The organism is Paenibacillus ilasis, from assembly GCF_043195395.1.
GTDB classification, from domain to species: Bacteria; Bacillota; Bacilli; order Paenibacillales; family Paenibacillaceae; genus Paenibacillus_AQ; species Paenibacillus_AQ lautus.
Genome location: NZ_JBHDJG010000001.1, coordinates 4,133,312 through 4,151,536 on the forward strand (window position 1 = coordinate 4,133,312; position 18,225 = coordinate 4,151,536).

Here is an 18,225-nt window from a genome sequence, read left to right on the forward strand (position 1 = left end):
TGGGTGCACTCTATACATATGAACCAGAAGGTCAACTTCGGACCATGAAAGGAGCCTGACATGTCGCATCTAACTCAGGAGCAACTCAATAATTTGCAACAAAAGCTGATGGATCGAAAGGTTGAGCTTGAACGGCGCATGGTATATAACGACCAACATGGGCTGGGGGAATCAGAGAGAGATATGACTGGCGAGCTGTCCCATATTGATAACCATCCTGGCGATTTGGCAAGCGAGATGTATGAAAGAGAAAAAGACCTTGCACTCCAGGACAGGGTGGATCAGGAACTGCAGCGGGTTATTTTTTCGCTTGAAGCGATTCATCACGGCCGTTACGGCGTGTGCCTTACCTGCGGCCAGCCCATTCCGTACGAGCGGTTGGAGGTTCTTCCGGATACGCAATATTGTGTAAAAGATACGCCTCGTGAACGAGTTTCCCGCGATCGTCCGGTTGAAGAGGAAGTCCTTGCTCCCGCTTTTGGAAAATCCAGTATGGACGAGCATGAATATGCTGCGTTTGACGGCGAAGACGCGTGGCAGATCGTTGAAAGCTGGGGGAATTCCAATTCCCCTGCTCTGGCCGAAGGCAACGAAATTGACAGCTATAACGAGATGGATATCGAGAATGGCGATGATCAAGGTGGATTCGTTGAAGTGTATGAAAATTTCGTTGCAACCAATATCGATGGCTCCGAAGTGTTTATCGTACGAAGTCCGCAATATGTCGATTACCTAAACCGGGGCGAAGGAAGCTACCTGTTAGATCCCCATGGCGACCCTGATGATGAATCATTCAGCTAAATAAGTTTTTACGACCGGCAGCATAACAAATTGGATGCAGCGCTGCCGGGCATTACATATTCATATAGGACAAACTCACGTTAGTTCAAGCTGACGCTGAACAATCCGCACAATATCCGCAATGTAGTCGCCGATAATAGGCAAGTTCAACGCGCCAAGCGCCTGTAGGACGTATATAATGGTCGCCGCAAAAAAGGTAAAACCAATCGCGATTCCCACACCTCGGGCTGACCCCGCCAGCAAATTGGTCCATATCAATTTCCATGGCCGATTTAGCAGCTGGGTGTATTCTGCGATTCGGGCCTTCTCCAGCTGCTGTGCAATGTCCGTAGTCATACGGTGTATGGCGCTCAATTGGTCCCGCTCTTTCTCCATTGACTTTTTTTGATCAGCTGACACCCCAGCATCCGGCTTCTCCGCCATGTCTACCGCCCCTTTGCCTATACAAATCGACATCAGATAAATTAGATCCAGAGCAGCTCCACTATCATGTGTGCTCGTTGCCTGCTTATCATTAAATTTGAATTCGCTGATTATTATGCATCTATTGGAAGCATCTCATTCGTTCGTAAGAACGCCCTTGAAGATATTCGTTCCCTCATTTGAACAAGAAAAAACCACTGCCCCTGTTGATAATGGCAGTGGTTACTAACCAATTTAATACTTAGGCGATGTGGATGCCGATGGTTTTGCCGCCAAGCTCAACCCGCTCCATGCCTTCGCTTTGTCCGAATTGCAAATCGTTTACAAGGACATTCTCGCGCAGTACATCTTCAAATGCGGTGATCGCAGCTTTAAGCTCATCATCTGTATCCAGAGTCAAATTAACCCGCTTTTCGATCGGCAGATCCAGTTTCTTACGCGTATCCTGTACGGCACGCACCACTTCGCGAACCCAGCCTTCTTGCTCCAGCTCTGGCGTGATATCCGTATTGAGTGCCACGGTTAAACCATAACCTGAAGCCGATGCGAAACCTTCCTTCGCCTTTTTCTCCACCAGCAGCTCTTCGGACGTGATCTGTAATTCTTCACCCTCCGGCGATGTAACGTTCACGCCGCCCGTTTGAACCACCTTGCGGGTCTCGTCACTGCTCATGCCTTTCAGGAACCCTTGCAGGAACCCGATATTTTTACCGTATTTCTTGCCTGCGACTTTCAGGTTCATTTTCAGTGTGAAATCGACGAAGCCACTATCGCTGGTCTCCACCTCAATCACTTTGACATTGATCTCATCCTTGATGATATCTTCATAACCGGAGAGATCAAACTCGCGATCCATGGACACAATCAGCTCAGACAGCGGCTGACGCGTTTTGATCCCTGTCTCGTTGCGGACGTTACGCGCAAGCTCCACGATCTGTCTTGCCGTCTCCATGTCCTGCTCGAGCGCCTTGTCGATCAACGCTTCGTCGGCTTGCGGAAAGTCGGCCAGATGTACGCTTTCTCCTCCGCCCATATTCACAAAAATATCTTCAGACAGCATCGGCGTGAATGGAGCCATCAGCTTGGAGAGGGTCAACAGCACATGTGTAAGCGTTCCGTAAGCCGCCAGCTTATCTTCTCCGAGTCCGCTGCCCCAGAAACGGTCACGCGAACGGCGGATGTACCAGTTGCTCAGCTCATCCACATAAGCTTCGATTGCTTTTGCCGCATTCAGGAAGTCATTCACGGCCAGTCCTTTATCAACCACCTGAATCAAGCTGTTCAGACGGGACAGAATCCAGCGGTCCAGCTTATGGTCCGATCCCTTGAACTCATGCTCCTTCGGATCATAGCCGTCAATACCGGCATACAGGGTCAGGAATGCATGAGTATTGACCAGCGTATCCACAACCTTGGATTTAGCTTCGCCTACAATTCCCTTCGAGAATCGTTTACTGTTCCATGGCGCACTGTCAGCCAGCAGAGCCCATCGGAACGCATCCGTGCCGTATTCCTCGATGATTTCCCAAGGATCGATAACGTTGCCTTTGGATTTGGACATCTTCTGTCCATTCTCATCAAGGATATGACCTGTGGCCATAACCGCTTTATAAGGCGCTTTACCCGTGAAGAGAGTCGATACGGCGAGCAAGCTGTAGAACCATCCGCGCGTCTGATCGATCCCTTCGCAGATCATATCGGCAGGATACTGCTGTTCGAATTTCTCCTTGTCCTCGAATGGATAATGGTATTGTGCATACGGCATCGATCCGCTGTCAAACCATACGTCAATGACTTCCGAGGTCCGTTCCATCACGCCGCCTTCACAGTGGGGGCATTTCACTTTCACTTCATCCACATAAGGCTTATGCAGCTCCAGATCCTCCGCTACCTCACCTACCGCGTTGGCGCGAAGCTCCGCAATGCTGTGCGGCGAGAATTGCCCTTCACAAGAATCGCAGACCCATACATTGAGCGGCGTTCCCCAATAACGGTTCCGGCTGATATTCCAATCCACCAGATCTTCAAGGAACTTGCCGAAGCGGCCTTCACGCACATGGCCCGGATACCAGGTTACCTCATTGTTGTTCGCGATAAGTTGATCCTTAACGGCTGTCGTTTCGATAAACCAGCTCTCCATCGCATAATAGAGCAGCGGGGATTTACAGCGCCAGCAGAACGGATAGCTGTGCTCGTACTTCTCTTTGCTGTACAGAAGTCCTTTTTCAGACAATGCCTTCACAATGTCCAGATCGCAATCTTTGACAAAGCGTCCGGCAAAATCCGTCACTTCATCGGTATAACGACCTTGGCCGTTCACGACACTCACGAAACTGATGCCATTCTCGCGGCATACGCGATAATCGTCTTCACCATGCGCAGGAGCCATGTGCACAATCCCCGTACCGCTTGCATCGGTAACAAAGGATGCGCCGACGATGAGATTCGCTTTCTCGGCTTTTATATACGGGAACGGAGGATCGTAAGTTTTGCCGACGAGTTCGGAACCTTTCAGCGTCGATAGAACGGTAAAGTCGCCTTTCATAACATCCTCTACCAGATTCTTAGCCACGATATAGATGCCGTCCTCCTGCTCAACGCGGGCGTAATCCATATCCGGATTAACGGCCAGCGCCACGTGGGATGGAAGCGTCCAAGGCGTAGTCGTCCATGCCAATACATACTCTTCATTGTCATGCAGCTTAAACTTCGCCGTTGCGCTGAGGTCTTTAACATCCTCATAACCCTGAGCCACTTCGTGGGAACTGAGCGTGGTCTGACAGCAAGGGCAGTATGGGCTTACGCGATGACCGCGGTACAGAAGCCCTTTATCATGAATCGTCGCCAAAATGTTCCATACACTCTCGATATAGTTGTTCTCGAGCGTGATGTACGGATGATCCAGATCGGTCCAATAAGCAATCGCTTCAGTCAGCTCGCGCCACTTATGCTCATATTCAAATACGCTGGCTTTGCACTTTTTGATAAAGGCTTCAACGCCATAATTCTCGATCTCCTGCTTGCCGGAGATGCCCAGCTGCTTCTCTACGCCAAGCTCTACCGGAAGTCCGTGCGTATCCCAGCCCGCTTTCCGAACGACATGGAAGCCCTTCATCGTCTGATAACGGCCCACAAAATCCTTGATGACCCGGCCAAGCACGTGACCGATATGAGGCGCGCCGTTTGCAGTTGGCGGACCTTCGTAGAATACATAGTTCGGCTTACCGGCCCGCAGCTCGATTGATTTCTTGAACGTGTTCTCCTCGTTCCATTTGTTCAAGATGCGCAGCTCTCTTGCCCGCGCCTTCTCCTTGACGTCTACTCTGTTCATGCAGATCTTCCTTTCACTCTTTTCGTAAATGTTCTGTGAAAATAAAAAAAGGCCTCATCCCCCAAGGGACGAGAACCTGTTCTCGCGTTACCACCCTAATTTCGCTTAACCGACTTTTTGCTAAAAAGCCTGTACAAGCGACACCTCAATGTCCATGCCTTTGTTGTAATAGGCAAGGTCCGATGTAACGTTCGGCTGACGGTTCAGCTTACGCACGCGGTTAAACGCTTCAGCTTCACTTCTCCGGGATGATCTTCTGCTTGGTCTGAACGCCGGGCTTTCAGCAACTGCCGGCTCTCTGAGGGACAGATCCTTCGCGTACTATTCCCATCAACGAATTCTTGTATGAATCAACAATATGTTATTAGTTATAGACTCTTTCGCGGAAAAAGTCAACCGGATATCCGTCTAGTATACCTCTTTTGGTTCAAGACTCGGTTCCCGGTTCTCGAGCGTCTCCCAGCCTTCTTGTTTCAACAGCTCCAGCTGCGCCTCAACCAAGGAACGGAAGCGGGTGCGGTAGATGGAAGCCTGCTTCTTCAGCTCTTCCACCTCAAGCGCGATTTTGCGGGATTTACTGAGCGCATCGTTAATGATCCGGTCTGCATTCTTCTCGGATTCCTTAATGATCAGCTGAGCTTCCTTCTTCGCGTTGTTCTTCAACTCATCCGCCGCCTCCTGGGCGACAATGATGGTCTTAGACAAGGTTTCCTCAATATTCGAAAAATGATCCAGTCTTTCTTGCATCGCAATAAGCTGGTTGCCCAACTCTTTGTTCTCCCGGATCACACTTTCATAATCCTTAATAATCTGATCCAAAAACTCGTTGACCTCGTCCTCATCATAACCCCGAATTCGACGGGCAAATTCCTTGTTATGTATATCAAGCGGCGTCAATGGCATGGTGTGCACCTCCTAAATATATGGGCCTTACAGGACGGTTCATCCGCTGTGTTAGCCAAACCACCAGTCCTTGAAGACAATAGCGGTCATTTACGATTTATCGGTAAATCTATTGTTATTTTGAATAACTCTTTGTACTCATTCGACAAAAAAACGGCAATTCCTTCAAAGGTCAGGCATATTTCCCAACCTTGATACGGTACCGCCCTTTTTTCGTCAGGCTTCCTGTCTCCAAAACTTTAAACCGTCCAAATCCTTGGATGGAAACGACATCGCCTTCTTTTAAATTCGTTGAGGGATCCTCTTCCACTTTCCAGTTCACGCGGCATCGGCCCGCCTTGATCGGCACCACGATTTTCGTACGGCTGATTCGGTAGGCATCACTGGCGATCCCGTCGAGTCTCATGGAAGATACCGTAATATCCATCGTTTCGAAATTCGTGCGGGCAACCTGAAGCTTGTCCAGCGGCAGCAATTCCGTCATCACGTGCACCCGGTGGACCTGGCTGAGATTCAGATGCAGGAACGCGCTGATATCGTCGGCAACGACCGCATGACAGCCGTCCGCGAGCACATGGATGTCTCCGATCTTCGATCTCTTAATGCCAAGACCCAAAATCGAACCCATGTAGTCGCCATGCTCCAGCTCCAGAAACTTCTGGTCTCCGGAAGAGATGCTGAGCACCTTCATCTTTAAATCCTCGCCTTCAAGCTCTCGGTAATCCGGAGCAATCAGCGCCCGGACGCGTTCTGAATCAGCATGTCCGCCATCAAACATGGCATGCACGTCCGGATGACGATTCACGAGCGATTCCAGAATGAATCGCTGGCGAGGATCCAGAAAATCCGTCAGCTTCGCTTCATGGTATTGTCCGGCATTGACAACCCATTCCCAAGCCCGGTCCACAAACTCCCGTTCATCCTTGTGAAAATGATCGTAGATGTCTAGTTTCATCGCTCATTCACCTGCTTACAGGAGATATCCGAGAATAGCGTATACGCCTCGCTCCGCTAACTGGAGCACAAACAATGCAATAATGGGCGAAATGTCAATCATCCCCATGATCGGGGGAATAAACCGGCGAAATGGTGCTAAATACGGTTCCACCAACTTGCCCAGCAATTCTCCGACAAAGCTTTCTCTCACATTCGGAAGCCAAGACATCAAAACATAAACCAAAATCATGTAGAAGTAAATACGGAATAGCGTGCTAACAACGCTAATAATTTCGTAGGTCAAAGCCTAAATCACCTCATTCTGTTATATTCATGCTCATCTGCTAGAATCTCCGAGATCGAACCCTGGATCTCCACGGTATCCGGCGTGCATAGGAAGATGTTACCGCCCACCTTCGAGATTCCGCCGCTAAGCGCATAAACGGTTCCGCTAAGAAAATCGATAATGCGCAACGCCTGATCATTCCTCACACGCTGCAGGTTGACTACAACGGTTCGGAAGGACCGCAGATGATCTGCAATCTCCTGTGCTTCATCATATGAACGAGGCTCCACTAATACCACCTTAACGTTCTTCTGTGAATGAATGCTAACGATATTACCGCTCTTTTGGTTCTTCCGATGATCAAACGGCGTTGCCTCCACCGGCTCTTCCTGCGAGGCCAGAACCTCGCGTTCCACAACTTCTTCTTCCTCTTGCAGTCCCAAGAAATTCATAAACCGGTTCATCACGCCCATCGTCAATCCTCCTCTTTCCCTACTAAAATCGAGCCGAGACGCACCCAGGTCGCCCCTTCCTCTATGGCTACTTCAAAGTCATTGGACATGCCCATGGACAATTCGGTCAATGGCTCCGCCGTAAGCGCCTGCTCGTTCAGCTCATCTCTTAGTTGTCTTAAACCACGAAATACAGGACGCGTCTGCTCCGCCGATGATTCGTATGGAGCCATGGTCATGAGTCCGGTCACCTTTACGTGTGAAAGACTGTTGATTTCCTTCAAAAACTCGGCTGCTTTCTCAGGAGGCAAGCCATACTTGGATTCCTCACCCGAAATATTGACCTGCATAAAGGCGGATACCTGCAAATTGAGCGCAGCAGCTCTCTTCTCCAGCTCATGGGCTAAGGATAAGCGGTCGAGCGAATGAATATATTGAAATTTATCAATGACATCCCGAACCTTATTGGTCTGAAGATGGCCGATGAAATGCCACGTGCCGCGGTTTCCAAGAGCGTTCCACTTCGCTTGGGCATCCTGCCAGCGATTCTCGCCGATATGCTGCAGTCCCTGATCCAGTACCGAAGCTGTCATATCCAAGGAGACATATTTCGTGACCGCAATTATATTTACATCACTCCGGTCCCTGCCGCTTCTTGCGCAAGCCTCCGTTATTCGCTGTTCTACTTGATCGATACGTTCCTTCAAACTCAAGGGACGACTCACCTCTTTCTCATCCCGATCCAACTTGCCATACGACCCGTAGTCCCTCCATCTTTACGATAAGAGAAGAACAGATCATGATTGCAGCTTGTACACCATGATGTACATTCGATATGTTCCGCCAATATTCCTGCTTTAATCATAATGTGTCTGTTTATTTCTTTCAAGTTCAGCATGTATTTCCCTTGTCCCTTGTCGATATAAACAGCTGAATTTGTAACTTCCTCGGATATAAACTCCATTATCCCCATATCGCGGACACGATCCATTACCCGATCATCCACCTCGTAGCAGCACTCGCCTATGGATGGACCAATCGCTGCGTGGATGTGCTGAGGCAGACTTCCGTATTCCACAGCCATCCTGTCCACCATTTTCTTGGCGATGCTTCCCACGGTCCCCTTCCAGCCAGCGTGAGCCAAACCAACAGCACCCGTAACCGGATCCCAAAAATAAAGCGGCACGCAGTCGGCATAGAAAGACGTCAATAAAACGCCGGGAACATTAGTTACAAGTCCATCCGTATCTTGGAAAGCCGAGGCTCGGTCCAAGCTCCCTCTGCCCCTGTCCTTATCCTGAACCACGCCAATCTGAACATCATGGACCTGTTCACCGCAAGTCCAGTCTTCCAGAGAAAAGCCAAGCGCGGCAGCGGTCCTTTTCCGGTTCTCTACAATGTCACCCGGCTCGTCGCCGACATGAAAAGCTAAATTCAAACTGTCATAGGGGGCACGGCTAACGCCGCCATGCCGGCCTGTAAAACCGGCCGTGAGTGCGGCGCTTCCCGATCCCCCACTCCATTTTTCGAGCACAAACAGACTCGGTGTCTGCTGATCTTGCCTAACAAACGGTTCCATGAGCATCCCACCTCTATGACCAGTGTAACAGAAAACCTGCGCCGGAGACACATTAACCGATCTGTCTGTTTAGAAGGATCGCCGGTCCGGCCGTTCAAGGTATTCCACCGATTCCGGATCATCGGGCGTTCTTCGCAATTCCTCCATTTTGACAAGGACGACATCCGAGCCAATCTTGACGATATTCCGCCACGGAATGATCAGGTCACTCCCTCCGCCGAACAGCCCCATAAATTTACCGTAGCTTGGCACCACAATCGCTTCAATCCGGCCCTGCCTCAAGTCCAGCTCCAGATCGCTGATCTGTCCGAGCCGCTTGCCATCAATGATATTAATAACATCCTTCGTTTGAAAATCGGAAATTTTCATCTTTTTCCCCACCATTTGATTATCAGGTATCATGCGCATCACACCTTAGATGTATTTGAAGGTTAGCCGTCCATCCATTTTCGTTCATCCATATCCCTCTGTTCAATATATGAGCCGCTTGGGTAAAATAGCTTATTTAAAATTAAAAAAACGATCCCATAAACGGGATCGTTATCTGTTCGATTGATTGCTGGTCTTCTTAAGTTTTGACGTGCTTCTGCATCTGCTTGATCGCTGACTTCTCCAGGCGGGACACTTGAGCTTGGGAGATGCCGATTTCATCCGCAACTTCCATCTGGGTCTTGCCTTCATAAAACCGCATGGATAAAATCATTTTCTCGCGTTGTCCGAGCTTGTGCATCGCTTCCCGGAGAGCAATTTCCTCAATCCAGGACACATCCTTGTTCTTATCATCACTGATTTGATCCATCACATAAATCGGATCGCCACCGTCATGATAAATCGGCTCAAACAGCGAAACGGGATCTTGAATAGCATCAAGTGCAAAAACAACGTCTTCCTTGGGCACGTTCAGCGCTTCGGAAATTTCAAAAATCGTCGGTTCACGCGAGTTCGCATTTGTCAGCTGATCCCTGACCTGAAGTGCCTTGTAAGCAATATCACGCAGTGACCGGGAGACGCGAATCGGGTTATTGTCCCTTAAGTATCGACGTATTTCTCCGATAATCATCGGTACGGCATAAGTGGAAAATTTAACATTTTGCGATAAATCAAAATTGTCGATGGCTTTCATCAATCCGATGCAGCCTACCTGAAACAGATCATCAACAAACTCTCCCCGATTGTTAAACCTTTGGATGACGCTGAGCACCAGTCTCAGGTTGCCATTCACCAGTTTTTCTCGAGCCGATCGTTCATTATTCTGCTGCAGATTATGAAACAGTTCCCTCATTTCCACATTCGTCAGAACAGGCAGTTTTGACGTATCCACACCACAAATTTCAACTTTGTTTCGCGTCATGATGACTAACCTCCCAAGGAGAAACATTACTGTACATTATCTCCGAGGGGGGCTATTTTATTCCTTACGATTTCCAGTTACACCATCTTGTTGAATTCTTTGCGGAGCCGTTTAATAATTCTCTTCTCCAATCGGGAAATGTAGGATTGTGAGATTCCAAGCAGGTCTGCCACGTCTTTTTGCGTCTTTTCCTCGCCGTCCTGAAGACCAAAACGAAGCTCCATAATCATGCGTTCCCGGTCGCTTAATTTATCAAGTGCTTTTTGCAGCAGCTTCCGGTCGACCTGCTCCTCGATGTTACGGTAGATGGTATCATTTTCAGTGCCCAATACATCGGACAAGAGCAATTCATTGCCGTCCCAATCGATATTCAGCGGTTCGTCAAAAGAAACCTCGCTGCGGGTTTTGTTATTCCGGCGCAAATACATCAAAATTTCGTTTTCAATACAGCGCGAGGCATATGTAGCCAGCTTGATTTTTTTCTCCGGATCAAAGGTATTCACCGCCTTAATCAAACCGATGGCACCAATCGATACCAAATCCTCGATGTTAATGCCGGTGTTCTCGAATTTGCGGGCAATGTAAACAACCAGACGCAGGTTACGTTCGATAAGCATGGCACGGGTGGCCGCATCGCCGGTAGGCAGCTTCTTGAGCAAGAACTCCTCTTCCTCTTTCGTAAGCGGCGGCGGGAGTGCCTCGCTTCCTCCGATATAGTAGATTTCCTGACTCTTTAGGCCTAGCAAAAAAAGTACGCGATAATACTGCAGCTGCAATGCTAATCTCCATTTAACGGGCATCTCTTATCCTCCTAAACGTTTTCCCGTAGGGATAACTGACTTCGTAAGCGTAATTTTAATTCTTCTAGTCCGGCATGTTCCGGAAATGACATAAAGGTTTTCAAAGACTTATCCTTAACGTTCGGCCGTAAGGATGGCAACACGCGAACACTATGAAAATGGCTTCATCGTATCATCCTGCATTCTTGGCTTCACCTGGTTCCGAACCGATTCCCCCATTGTGCGACGGTGCGTCCATATCGGCGGAATGTGCATTTATCTTCGGCGTACCTTCTCCTTCCGTCAACGCTGGATGGATGATGGCCCTGTATGCCCTGTCACCCGAGAGCGTCCCGCCATCAAGACCAATCAACACCTTGGATGCCGAATATTCAAATCCTCCCAGTTCGATCCGTACCCTGTCGGGCTTCAACGCAAGCATGAAAGCAGCCCCCCGGTTGACACCGCGGTACGGAACAAGCCGCAGACGGTCCTGCCATTCAAATTCCTCTGCCGCCAGCCCCATAATTAATTTGTCCGGTTCCCCCTCCATCAACTGTTTGCTCCATCCCTGGGGCAGGTGGGCTTCCCACAGTGCTGCTTCCATCACCATAACCGGCGTGCGCGTTAAGGGATCACTCAATTGGTTACCAGTATCGAGCAGCCCCACACAGGATATTTTGGCGCTGCCGATCCATACGGACACCTCTCCCAATAAGGCCTCCCGGTTCTCGGTTTTGCGTTTCGTGGTCTGAACGGCTTTAAACGCGAATACAACTACAAAAAAGGTAATGCACGCAAACCAGAATCCCACCTTCAATTCAAACGATAGCCCTCCCGATGTCGTATACCATATCCCGCTGAACAATTCTCCCGAATTTTGGAGCAAGTAATGAACACCGATAATGCCTCCGGCCGCGGCAAAATTCACCATATAAAATGCTCCCAAATTCCGCAGATAACTCTGTAAGCTTGCAAAGCCGAAAGCGATCCACAACATGATCAACGAAAGTCCAAATTTGATGAGAAAGGTAAACAAAAATGAGAGTTGCGGGACAAACATCATGACGACATACAACGCGCCTACCACAGAGGATAATACAAGTCTCCACCACCTTGGCTTGACCCTGCGCATCCAGGCGGTCAAAGCCAGCAAAATGCCGTCAATGACGAGGTTTGCCAAAAATATGAGATCAATATAAACAACCAGGTTATTCACCTGCCTAGTCGAAGAATCACTTCGGTTATCCTTCTGTTGTTTTCTGGGCAATGGGAGATGTTACTAGTATAAGAAGAATAGAATTCAAAGTCTGTCTAAACCTGTGGGCGGATTACAGACTTTTTTTGTCGATGAAGGGCAGTTTTTAGAGCCGAGAACCAAGAGCAGACCTCTTGGCGTTATCAGCGATCTCTTTTCTAGGAAGGAATGCTTGGGGAAAATCTTTAAAGTCCACTGTAATTTCGCATGGGGCTCTTATTCGTGAAAGTGTGACAGCATCAGCCGTATGGTCCTGACAATGAAGTGAAAGGAAGATGGCGAGGTTGGGTTACAAAAATAAGCCTGTCTTCATCATGATGACGAAGCACAGGCTTACTGATTTTAATCATTATTGCGGGAACGATTGCGAAGGAAAGTAGGAATATCAAGCTGATCATTGCTGTTCTGATTGCCAAATGGCTTCAGATTCACATTACTCTTGTCCGTTGCCGGCTGCTGTTGCTGCTGCTGTTCCCCTTGAGGCACAGGACGACGTCCAGGAGGGATTGGAGAAGGCTTGCCTTCAAAGCCGGTAGCGATCACCGTTACCTTGATTTCATCCTTCATGTTTTCCTCAATAATCGCACCGAAGATCATGTTCACTTCCGGATCGGAAGCTGAAGTTACGATCTCGGCCGCTTCATTCACTTCATACAAGGAGAGATTGGTTCCTCCCGTAATATTCATGATCACACCGCGCGCACCTTCGATAGAGGTTTCAAGGAGCGGGCTCATGATCGCCTTGCGGGCAGCCTCGGAGGCACGGTTCTCACCAGTAGCCAATCCGATACCCATCAGGGCCGAGCCGCGTTCTGTCATGATCGTTTTCACGTCGGCAAAGTCAAGGTTGATCAGACCCGGTACAGCAATTAGATCAGAGATGCCTTGGACTGCCTGGCGAAGAACATTATCCGCTTCACGGAAGGCTTCCAGCATGGGTGTTTTCTTGTCGACAATTTCGAGAAGTCGATCATTCGGGATGACAATCAGCGTGTCGACCTTCTCTTTCAGAGCTTCAATGCCAAGCTCAGCCTGAGAAGAGCGCTTGCGTCCTTCAAACGTAAACGGTCGAGTCACCACGCCTACGGTCAGTGCGCCGCATTCCTTGGCGATTTCAGCAATGACAGGAGCAGCACCCGTTCCGGTTCCGCCGCCCATACCGGCCGTAACGAATACCATATCGGCACCCTTCAGGGTGTTCATGATCAAATCGCGGGATTCTTCCGCCGCCTTCTTGCCTACGTCAGGATTGGCGCCGGCACCAAGACCGCGAGTCAGCTTGTCCCCGATTTGCAGTTTATGTTCGGATTTAGCAAGGTGGAGTGCCTGAGCATCCGTATTGACCGTAATAAATTCAACACCTTGCACACCATTTTCAATCATTCGGTTAACCGCGTTGCTTCCGCCGCCACCTACTCCGATTACTTTTATTTGAGCTAAGCTCTCCATTTCAAAATCAAATTCCAACATCTAATCCATCTCCCCCTCAATGTGCGTGGATGGCACGTCCACAGTCGAATGAATCCGCTATATAAACTCGCTGAACATCTTTTTCAGGCGTTCAATAAATCCCGGCTTCTGGCTGGTCTCCTGAGTTGCTGCGACAGGATTTTGCTGCTTAGCACGGTTCACCGGTTTCTTGCTATTTCCGCTGTTGTTGTTGCTTCCTCCTGTATTGCGTACACGTACGTTCCGGATTGCATTATGGAGGATGCCGACTCCGCTGCAGTATCCCGGATCACGAACACCGATGAAATCGGGAACCGCAATCCGTACGGAAGTCGCCAGCTCATTTTGTGCCACCTGCAGCACACCAGGCATGGACATAGTGCCCCCAGTAAGTATATAACCACCAGGAAGCTCACTGTAACCCAAGCGCTTGATTTCTTGGCGCACCAATTGGAAAATTTCCTGAACGCGAGGTTCTATGATAGCTGCCAAATCTTCTTGCGTGAACTCCTTGTCCACATTGCTTCCAATTCTAGTTACCTTAAACGTTACTTCTTGTGCGGCACTCTCGATCAGTGCGCATCCGTACTTCAGTTTAACCTTCTCTGCTTGATCCGTCAGCGTTCGCAGGCCATATGCAATATCATTCGTGACGAAATCTCCACCAACCGGCAGCGTCGAAGTTGCGGCAATACTGCCTCCCTCGAACACGGCCAAGGTGGTTGAGCCCGCCCCGACGTCAACCAGCACCGAACCCATCGTTTTCTCATCCTTGGACAAGGCTAGCTGCCCGGCTCCAAGCGGAATCAGCACCAGATCCTTCACTTTTAGACCTGATTTCTCCACACAACGTAACAGGTTATGTATTGCCGTTTTGGCGCCAGTAATAATCGTCGCTTCAACTTCTAGCCTTACGCCGATCATTCCTCGCGGATCAGAGATTCCTTCCAAACCGTCAACTACAAACTGTTTAGCAACCACATCGATAATTTCACGATCCGGAGGAAGCGCCACGACTTCCGCTGCTTTCAGCACGCGGTCGATGTCCTCTTCACCAATTTCGCGATCCTCGTTCGATACTGCCACAACTCCATGGCTGGATTGAAGTCCGATATGATTTCCAGAAATGCCGACATATACTTCGGATATTTGAATACCGACCATACGCTCCGCATGATCAACAGCGCTGCGAATGGATTGTACGGTCTGGTCGATATCTACAATTGCACCTTTGCGAATTCCCTCCGAGTCGGCAGATCCAACTCCAATAATATTAAAGGTTCCATTATTAACTTCCCCAATAATAGCACGAACTTTGGATGTACCGATGTCCAAACTAACAATGATGTCATTGTTGCTCAAGCCCTGGCACCTCCTGTTTTTAGCAAATTAATTTTGATAATAAAGAATACATTTCTACTTATTCAACACTCGTAGGTCTTTCCCTCTTTTTTCAACATTTTTTTTACTGCCAACATTTGCTATAACAGGCCGTAAAAGTCATTCAAAAAAGAAGTGCCGAAACAAGTTGTCAATACTTTCAATTGTACCATTTATTCCAACCCCTGAGTAGGGGGTTATTGCCCTTCTTCCGTGCCTTCTTCAACTTCTTCTACAAACGGCACGTAAGAGTCCGCTTCCAGCATCGTAATGACACCCGGCCGCTCCATTTCGGTAACCTGATTCAGGTACTCTACTTTGTCACGGAGCAAGGCAACCGAAGTAATGACTTCGAACTTGGAACGTGTATACATCTTGATCCGATCCGGAAAAGATAACGTCGGCGACGGCATGATTTCCGAGATATCGGAGGTCAGGCTGCCCGAAATCTCGGCAAGCACTTCGCTAAGCTCGGCCTTGTTCGGATCGTCCGGGTCCCAATTGGTCAAAATCGGCTTCTCAACGGCGATGCCGCTCGCTGTAACGGGAACCGAGGTGCCGCTGGCCAGTATGGCTTGAAGTTCCCCGCTTTCGGACAACTCGTAGGCCACCGTAGGATGCTCCGTCACTACGATGCTGACTTCGCCCGGAAAGCTCTTGACCACTTCAGCCGACTTAATCGTTCCCAGCTTCATCAGGCGTTCCTGCACATCTTTCGGTTCAACGCCAAAGTACTGGTCTCCGATATGGAGTCCGCTTTGCTTGATAAGCTGCTCATTTGTATTAAACGTATTGCCTGTAAAATGAATCTCGGTAACTTGGCTGACAGACGACCGGAAAAACAGAATCGTCAGCAGGGCTACGAACAGCAGCAAAAGTATCCATATGATTTTTTTGGCTGTTTTCGGTTTGGGCTTGTCCTGCTTAAGGACAGGCATATGTGTCTTGGACATATCCACTCTCTCCATAAAGACCTGTGATCCCCTCCTTTTTCGGAGGGGAAGCCCAGGACCTCAATTGGCTAAATCAAGCGGTTTTGGCACCGGGGATTGACGATAGATCCGTGCGCCTAAACCTTGGAACATGTTTTCAATACGATCATAACCGCGATCAATATGGTGAACTTGCTCCACCACGGTCGTTCCCTGCGCGGCCAAACCGGCAATGACGAGCGCCGCTCCAGCCCGAAGATCGGTTGCCTCCACAGTAGCTCCATAAATTCTCTGAACGCCGCGTATGAACGCATAGTTCAGATCCGTGGAAATGTCCGCTCCCATACGGGAGAGCTCCTCCACATGCTTGAACCGTCCTTCGAATACCGTCTCTTTCATCACGCTAAATCCGTCCGCCAAGGACAGCAGGACCATGACCTGGGATTGCAAATCCGTCGGGAACGAAGGATACGGTGAAGTCACAATACGTTCTACCGCTTTAGGACGGCTCATACAGCTTATGTTTATTATATCATTGCATATACTGGTTTGAACACCGGCGCGCTTTAGCACATGTATAAGGGAAGTTAAATGAGATGGATTGGTCTTCGTAAGCGTTACACTACCGCGGGTAACTGCCGCTGCTATCATGACGGTGCCAGCTACGATCCGGTCCGGTATGATCTCGTACTCGCAAGGCTCCAGACGCTCCACCCCATGGATCGTGATGGTATCCGTTCCTGCGCCGATAATGTTCGCTCCCATCTTGTTCAGGAAATGCTGAAGGTCCTGAATTTCAGGCTCTCTGGCGGCATTGGTGAGCACCGTTGTGCCAAGCGCCGTTGCTGCTGCCATCATGATGTTCTCCGTTGCCCCTACGCTGGCAAAATCCAGATGAATATCAGTCCCGACCAGCCGGCTTGCCCTGCAATGGATCTTATCGTTACTCTCCTCGATTTCCGCACCAAGCGCCTGCAGCCCCTGAAGATGGAGGTCGATCTTGCGTTCTCCGATCGCGCAGCCTCCAGGCTGATAGATCGTCACTTCACCAAAACGGGCCAGCAGAGGTCCCATCAAAAAGATGGAGGATCGCATCTGCTTCATTAAATCTTCCGGGACATGAAACGAATTGGCAGACGAGGTATCCACGGTAACCGTCTCCAGCTCATGCTTGCATTTGGAGCCAAGACGGCTGAGAATGCTGAGCATCACTTCAATATCCAGCAGGTGCGGGACATTGCTTAACCTTACAGTCCCTTCTGCCAGAAGACTTGCTGCTAGAATAGGTAAAGCTGCATTTTTTGCGCCATGGATACGAATGGTTCCTGATAGGGGCCTTCCACCCTCAATCACCAATTTGTCCAATGTATCACCTCCGAGTTTACCGCTCGCCCAGAACGTACACCTCAGGCACCATATGAATTCCGTTCTTTTCCGAGATGGTTTCCTTGATGCGTTCCATCAAAGCGAGCACGTCCTCTGCTGTCGCTTGACCGGTGTTCTCAATGAAATTGGCATGCTGTAAAGAAACTTCTGCGCCCCCGATCCGTAGGCCCTTAAGACCGGCAGCCTCGATCAACCTCGCGGCATGATCGCCGGGCGGGTTGCGAAACACACTGCCTGCCGTTGCGGATTGGAGCGGCTGTGTACGCCGGCGACGGTCCTTGTAGGAGGCCATAACAGCTGAAATTTCTTTGCGGTCTCCTTGACGGAGCCCAAATACCGCTTCAGTCACAATCCCTTTTCGTTCATGCAGAATGGAGTGTCGGTAATCAAACGCCATATCTTTCGCAGCATACGTAACCAATTCCCCTGTTTCCAGTACAATGTCAGCGGACTTGAATATGCGTGACACATCAGACCCATGGGCACCTGCATTCATGTAGACGGCCCCTCCGACCGATCCAGGAATGCCTCCGGCAAATTCAAGACCGGATAATCCTTCTTTTCCGGCCAGAACACTGAGCTTGACAAAAGACAGACTGCCGCCTGCAGTAACCGTCTCTCCGTCAAAATGAAGCTCTTCAAATCCCTGGCCCAGCTTGATGACCGCTCCCCGAATGCCTTTATCGGCAACCAACATGTTAGAACCGCGGCCCAATTGTGTCCAAGGTATGTGATGGGCATGGAGAAGAGTGACCAGTTCCCTGAGCTGTTCCTTGTTCTCAGGAATAATTAGGCAATCGGCTGGTCCGCCTATTTTCCACGTCGTGTATTTTGCCAGCGGTTCATTCCATAACACTGTTCCGATATTGGCCTCTGATAGTAGCGATTTCCACTGCTGCATTTTAAATAAACCTCCCCTTGACTTTCAAAACCAAAAGGCCATTCCTTCAACTTGATGAAGAGATGGCCGCTGTCAGTA

The 18,225-nt window shown here is 49.4% G+C and carries 18 protein-coding genes and 1 other annotated feature; of the genes, 1 reads left to right on the forward strand and 17 read right to left on the reverse strand.

Annotated elements, in window-relative coordinates:
• Nucleotides 1-60 precede the first annotated feature (60 nt).
• On the forward strand, nucleotides 61-801 hold the full coding sequence (locus tag ACETK5_RS18735; protein WP_100535971.1) for a TraR/DksA C4-type zinc finger protein: 741 nt from the start codon (nucleotides 61-63) through the stop codon (nucleotides 799-801).
• A 75-nt stretch (nucleotides 802-876) separates the two neighbouring features.
• On the opposite strand, the gene ACETK5_RS18740 is transcribed toward ACETK5_RS18735, so the two are convergent.
• From ACETK5_RS18740 to murB, 17 genes are all read right to left on the reverse strand, one after another.
• Complete coding sequence (locus ACETK5_RS18740; protein WP_100535970.1) at nucleotides 877-1,224, reverse strand: DUF5665 domain-containing protein; 348 nt, start codon at nucleotides 1,222-1,224, stop codon at nucleotides 877-879.
• 241 nt (nucleotides 1,225-1,465) lie between these two features.
• Complete coding sequence (gene ileS, locus ACETK5_RS18745; protein WP_100535969.1) at nucleotides 1,466-4,555, reverse strand: isoleucine--tRNA ligase; 3,090 nt, start codon at nucleotides 4,553-4,555, stop codon at nucleotides 1,466-1,468.
• Between the two features lie 61 nt (nucleotides 4,556-4,616).
• Nucleotides 4,617-4,898, reverse strand: a binding site (T-box leader).
• 65 nt (nucleotides 4,899-4,963) lie between these two features.
• Nucleotides 4,964-5,458 carry a DivIVA domain-containing protein gene (locus ACETK5_RS18750; RefSeq protein ID WP_100535968.1) on the reverse strand — a complete coding sequence of 165 codons (495 nt, stop codon included), beginning with the start codon at nucleotides 5,456-5,458 and terminating at the stop codon, nucleotides 4,964-4,966.
• Between the two features lie 172 nt (nucleotides 5,459-5,630).
• The gene (locus ACETK5_RS18755) at nucleotides 5,631-6,413 is read right to left on the reverse strand and encodes a YlmH family RNA-binding protein (RefSeq protein WP_100535967.1); all 783 of its coding nucleotides are present in this window, start codon (nucleotides 6,411-6,413) and stop codon (nucleotides 5,631-5,633) included.
• A gap of 15 nt (nucleotides 6,414-6,428) precedes the next feature.
• Nucleotides 6,429-6,698, reverse strand: a complete 270-nt coding sequence (locus ACETK5_RS18760; protein ID WP_100535966.1) for a YggT family protein — start codon at nucleotides 6,696-6,698, stop codon at nucleotides 6,429-6,431.
• 8 nt (nucleotides 6,699-6,706) lie between these two features.
• On the reverse strand, nucleotides 6,707-7,153 hold the full coding sequence (locus ACETK5_RS18765) for a cell division protein SepF (RefSeq protein ID WP_009589651.1): 447 nt from the start codon (nucleotides 7,151-7,153) through the stop codon (nucleotides 6,707-6,709).
• A 2-nt stretch (nucleotides 7,154-7,155) separates the two neighbouring features.
• Complete coding sequence (locus tag ACETK5_RS18770; RefSeq protein WP_100535965.1) at nucleotides 7,156-7,845, reverse strand: YggS family pyridoxal phosphate-dependent enzyme; 690 nt, start codon at nucleotides 7,843-7,845, stop codon at nucleotides 7,156-7,158.
• A gap of 8 nt (nucleotides 7,846-7,853) precedes the next feature.
• Nucleotides 7,854-8,711, reverse strand: a complete 858-nt coding sequence (gene pgeF / locus ACETK5_RS18775) for a peptidoglycan editing factor PgeF (protein ID WP_100535964.1) — start codon at nucleotides 8,709-8,711, stop codon at nucleotides 7,854-7,856.
• Nucleotides 8,712-8,780: 69 nt separating this feature from the next.
• Nucleotides 8,781-9,080, reverse strand: a complete 300-nt coding sequence (locus ACETK5_RS18780; protein WP_243390607.1) for a YlmC/YmxH family sporulation protein — start codon at nucleotides 9,078-9,080, stop codon at nucleotides 8,781-8,783.
• Nucleotides 9,081-9,279: 199 nt separating this feature from the next.
• Nucleotides 9,280-10,062 (reverse strand): RNA polymerase sporulation sigma factor SigG, encoded by a 783-nt coding sequence (sigG, locus tag ACETK5_RS18785; RefSeq protein ID WP_006209087.1) that lies wholly within the window; start codon nucleotides 10,060-10,062, stop codon nucleotides 9,280-9,282.
• A gap of 77 nt (nucleotides 10,063-10,139) precedes the next feature.
• Nucleotides 10,140-10,862 carry an RNA polymerase sporulation sigma factor SigE gene (gene sigE, locus ACETK5_RS18790; protein ID WP_071222992.1) on the reverse strand — a complete coding sequence of 241 codons (723 nt, stop codon included), beginning with the start codon at nucleotides 10,860-10,862 and terminating at the stop codon, nucleotides 10,140-10,142.
• 172 nt (nucleotides 10,863-11,034) lie between these two features.
• A complete protein-coding gene (spoIIGA, locus tag ACETK5_RS18795; RefSeq protein ID WP_243390838.1) occupies nucleotides 11,035-12,051 on the reverse strand; it encodes a sigma-E processing peptidase SpoIIGA in 1,017 nt (338 codons plus the stop codon).
• Nucleotides 12,052-12,441: 390 nt separating this feature from the next.
• Nucleotides 12,442-13,569, reverse strand: a complete 1,128-nt coding sequence (gene ftsZ, locus ACETK5_RS18800) for a cell division protein FtsZ (protein WP_100535962.1) — start codon at nucleotides 13,567-13,569, stop codon at nucleotides 12,442-12,444.
• A 57-nt stretch (nucleotides 13,570-13,626) separates the two neighbouring features.
• Entirely contained in the window at nucleotides 13,627-14,910 is a 1,284-nt protein-coding gene (gene ftsA / locus ACETK5_RS18805; RefSeq protein WP_100535961.1) for a cell division protein FtsA, read from the reverse strand.
• A gap of 215 nt (nucleotides 14,911-15,125) precedes the next feature.
• Complete coding sequence (locus ACETK5_RS18810) at nucleotides 15,126-15,881, reverse strand: cell division protein FtsQ/DivIB (RefSeq protein ID WP_100539286.1); 756 nt, start codon at nucleotides 15,879-15,881, stop codon at nucleotides 15,126-15,128.
• Between the two features lie 60 nt (nucleotides 15,882-15,941).
• The gene (gene murA / locus ACETK5_RS18815; protein WP_071222989.1) at nucleotides 15,942-17,225 is read right to left on the reverse strand and encodes a UDP-N-acetylglucosamine 1-carboxyvinyltransferase; all 1,284 of its coding nucleotides are present in this window, start codon (nucleotides 17,223-17,225) and stop codon (nucleotides 15,942-15,944) included.
• A 16-nt stretch (nucleotides 17,226-17,241) separates the two neighbouring features.
• Complete coding sequence (gene murB, locus ACETK5_RS18820) at nucleotides 17,242-18,147, reverse strand: UDP-N-acetylmuramate dehydrogenase (protein WP_100535960.1); 906 nt, start codon at nucleotides 18,145-18,147, stop codon at nucleotides 17,242-17,244.
• Between the last annotated feature and the right edge of the window lie 78 nt (nucleotides 18,148-18,225).

What these genes read in the sequence shown, in the direction of transcription:
- ACETK5_RS18735 (WP_100535971.1), top strand. Translation starts at nt 61, where the DNA reads ATGTCGCATCTAACTCAGGAGCAACTCAATAATTTGCAACAAAAGCTG.
- ACETK5_RS18740 (WP_100535970.1), bottom strand. Translation starts at nt 1,224, where the DNA reads ATGGCGGAGAAGCCGGATGCTGGGGTGTCAGCTGATCAAAAAAAGTCA.
- ileS (WP_100535969.1), bottom strand. Translation starts at nt 4,555, where the DNA reads ATGAACAGAGTAGACGTCAAGGAGAAGGCGCGGGCAAGAGAGCTGCGC.
- ACETK5_RS18750 (WP_100535968.1), bottom strand. Translation starts at nt 5,458, where the DNA reads ATGCCATTGACGCCGCTTGATATACATAACAAGGAATTTGCCCGTCGA.
- ACETK5_RS18755 (WP_100535967.1), bottom strand. Translation starts at nt 6,413, where the DNA reads ATGAAACTAGACATCTACGATCATTTTCACAAGGATGAACGGGAGTTT.
- ACETK5_RS18765 (WP_009589651.1), bottom strand. Translation starts at nt 7,153, where the DNA reads ATGGGCGTGATGAACCGGTTTATGAATTTCTTGGGACTGCAAGAGGAA.
- pgeF (WP_100535964.1), bottom strand. Translation starts at nt 8,711, where the DNA reads ATGGAACCGTTTGTTAGGCAAGATCAGCAGACACCGAGTCTGTTTGTG.
- ACETK5_RS18780 (WP_243390607.1), bottom strand. Translation starts at nt 9,080, where the DNA reads ATGAAAATTTCCGATTTTCAAACGAAGGATGTTATTAATATCATTGAT.
- sigG (WP_006209087.1), bottom strand. Translation starts at nt 10,062, where the DNA reads ATGACGCGAAACAAAGTTGAAATTTGTGGTGTGGATACGTCAAAACTG.
- sigE (WP_071222992.1), bottom strand. Translation starts at nt 10,862, where the DNA reads ATGCCCGTTAAATGGAGATTAGCATTGCAGCTGCAGTATTATCGCGTA.
- ftsZ (WP_100535962.1), bottom strand. Translation starts at nt 13,569, where the DNA reads ATGTTGGAATTTGATTTTGAAATGGAGAGCTTAGCTCAAATAAAAGTA.
- ACETK5_RS18810 (WP_100539286.1), bottom strand. Translation starts at nt 15,881, where the DNA reads ATGTCCAAGACACATATGCCTGTCCTTAAGCAGGACAAGCCCAAACCG.
- murB (WP_100535960.1), bottom strand. Translation starts at nt 18,147, where the DNA reads ATGCAGCAGTGGAAATCGCTACTATCAGAGGCCAATATCGGAACAGTG.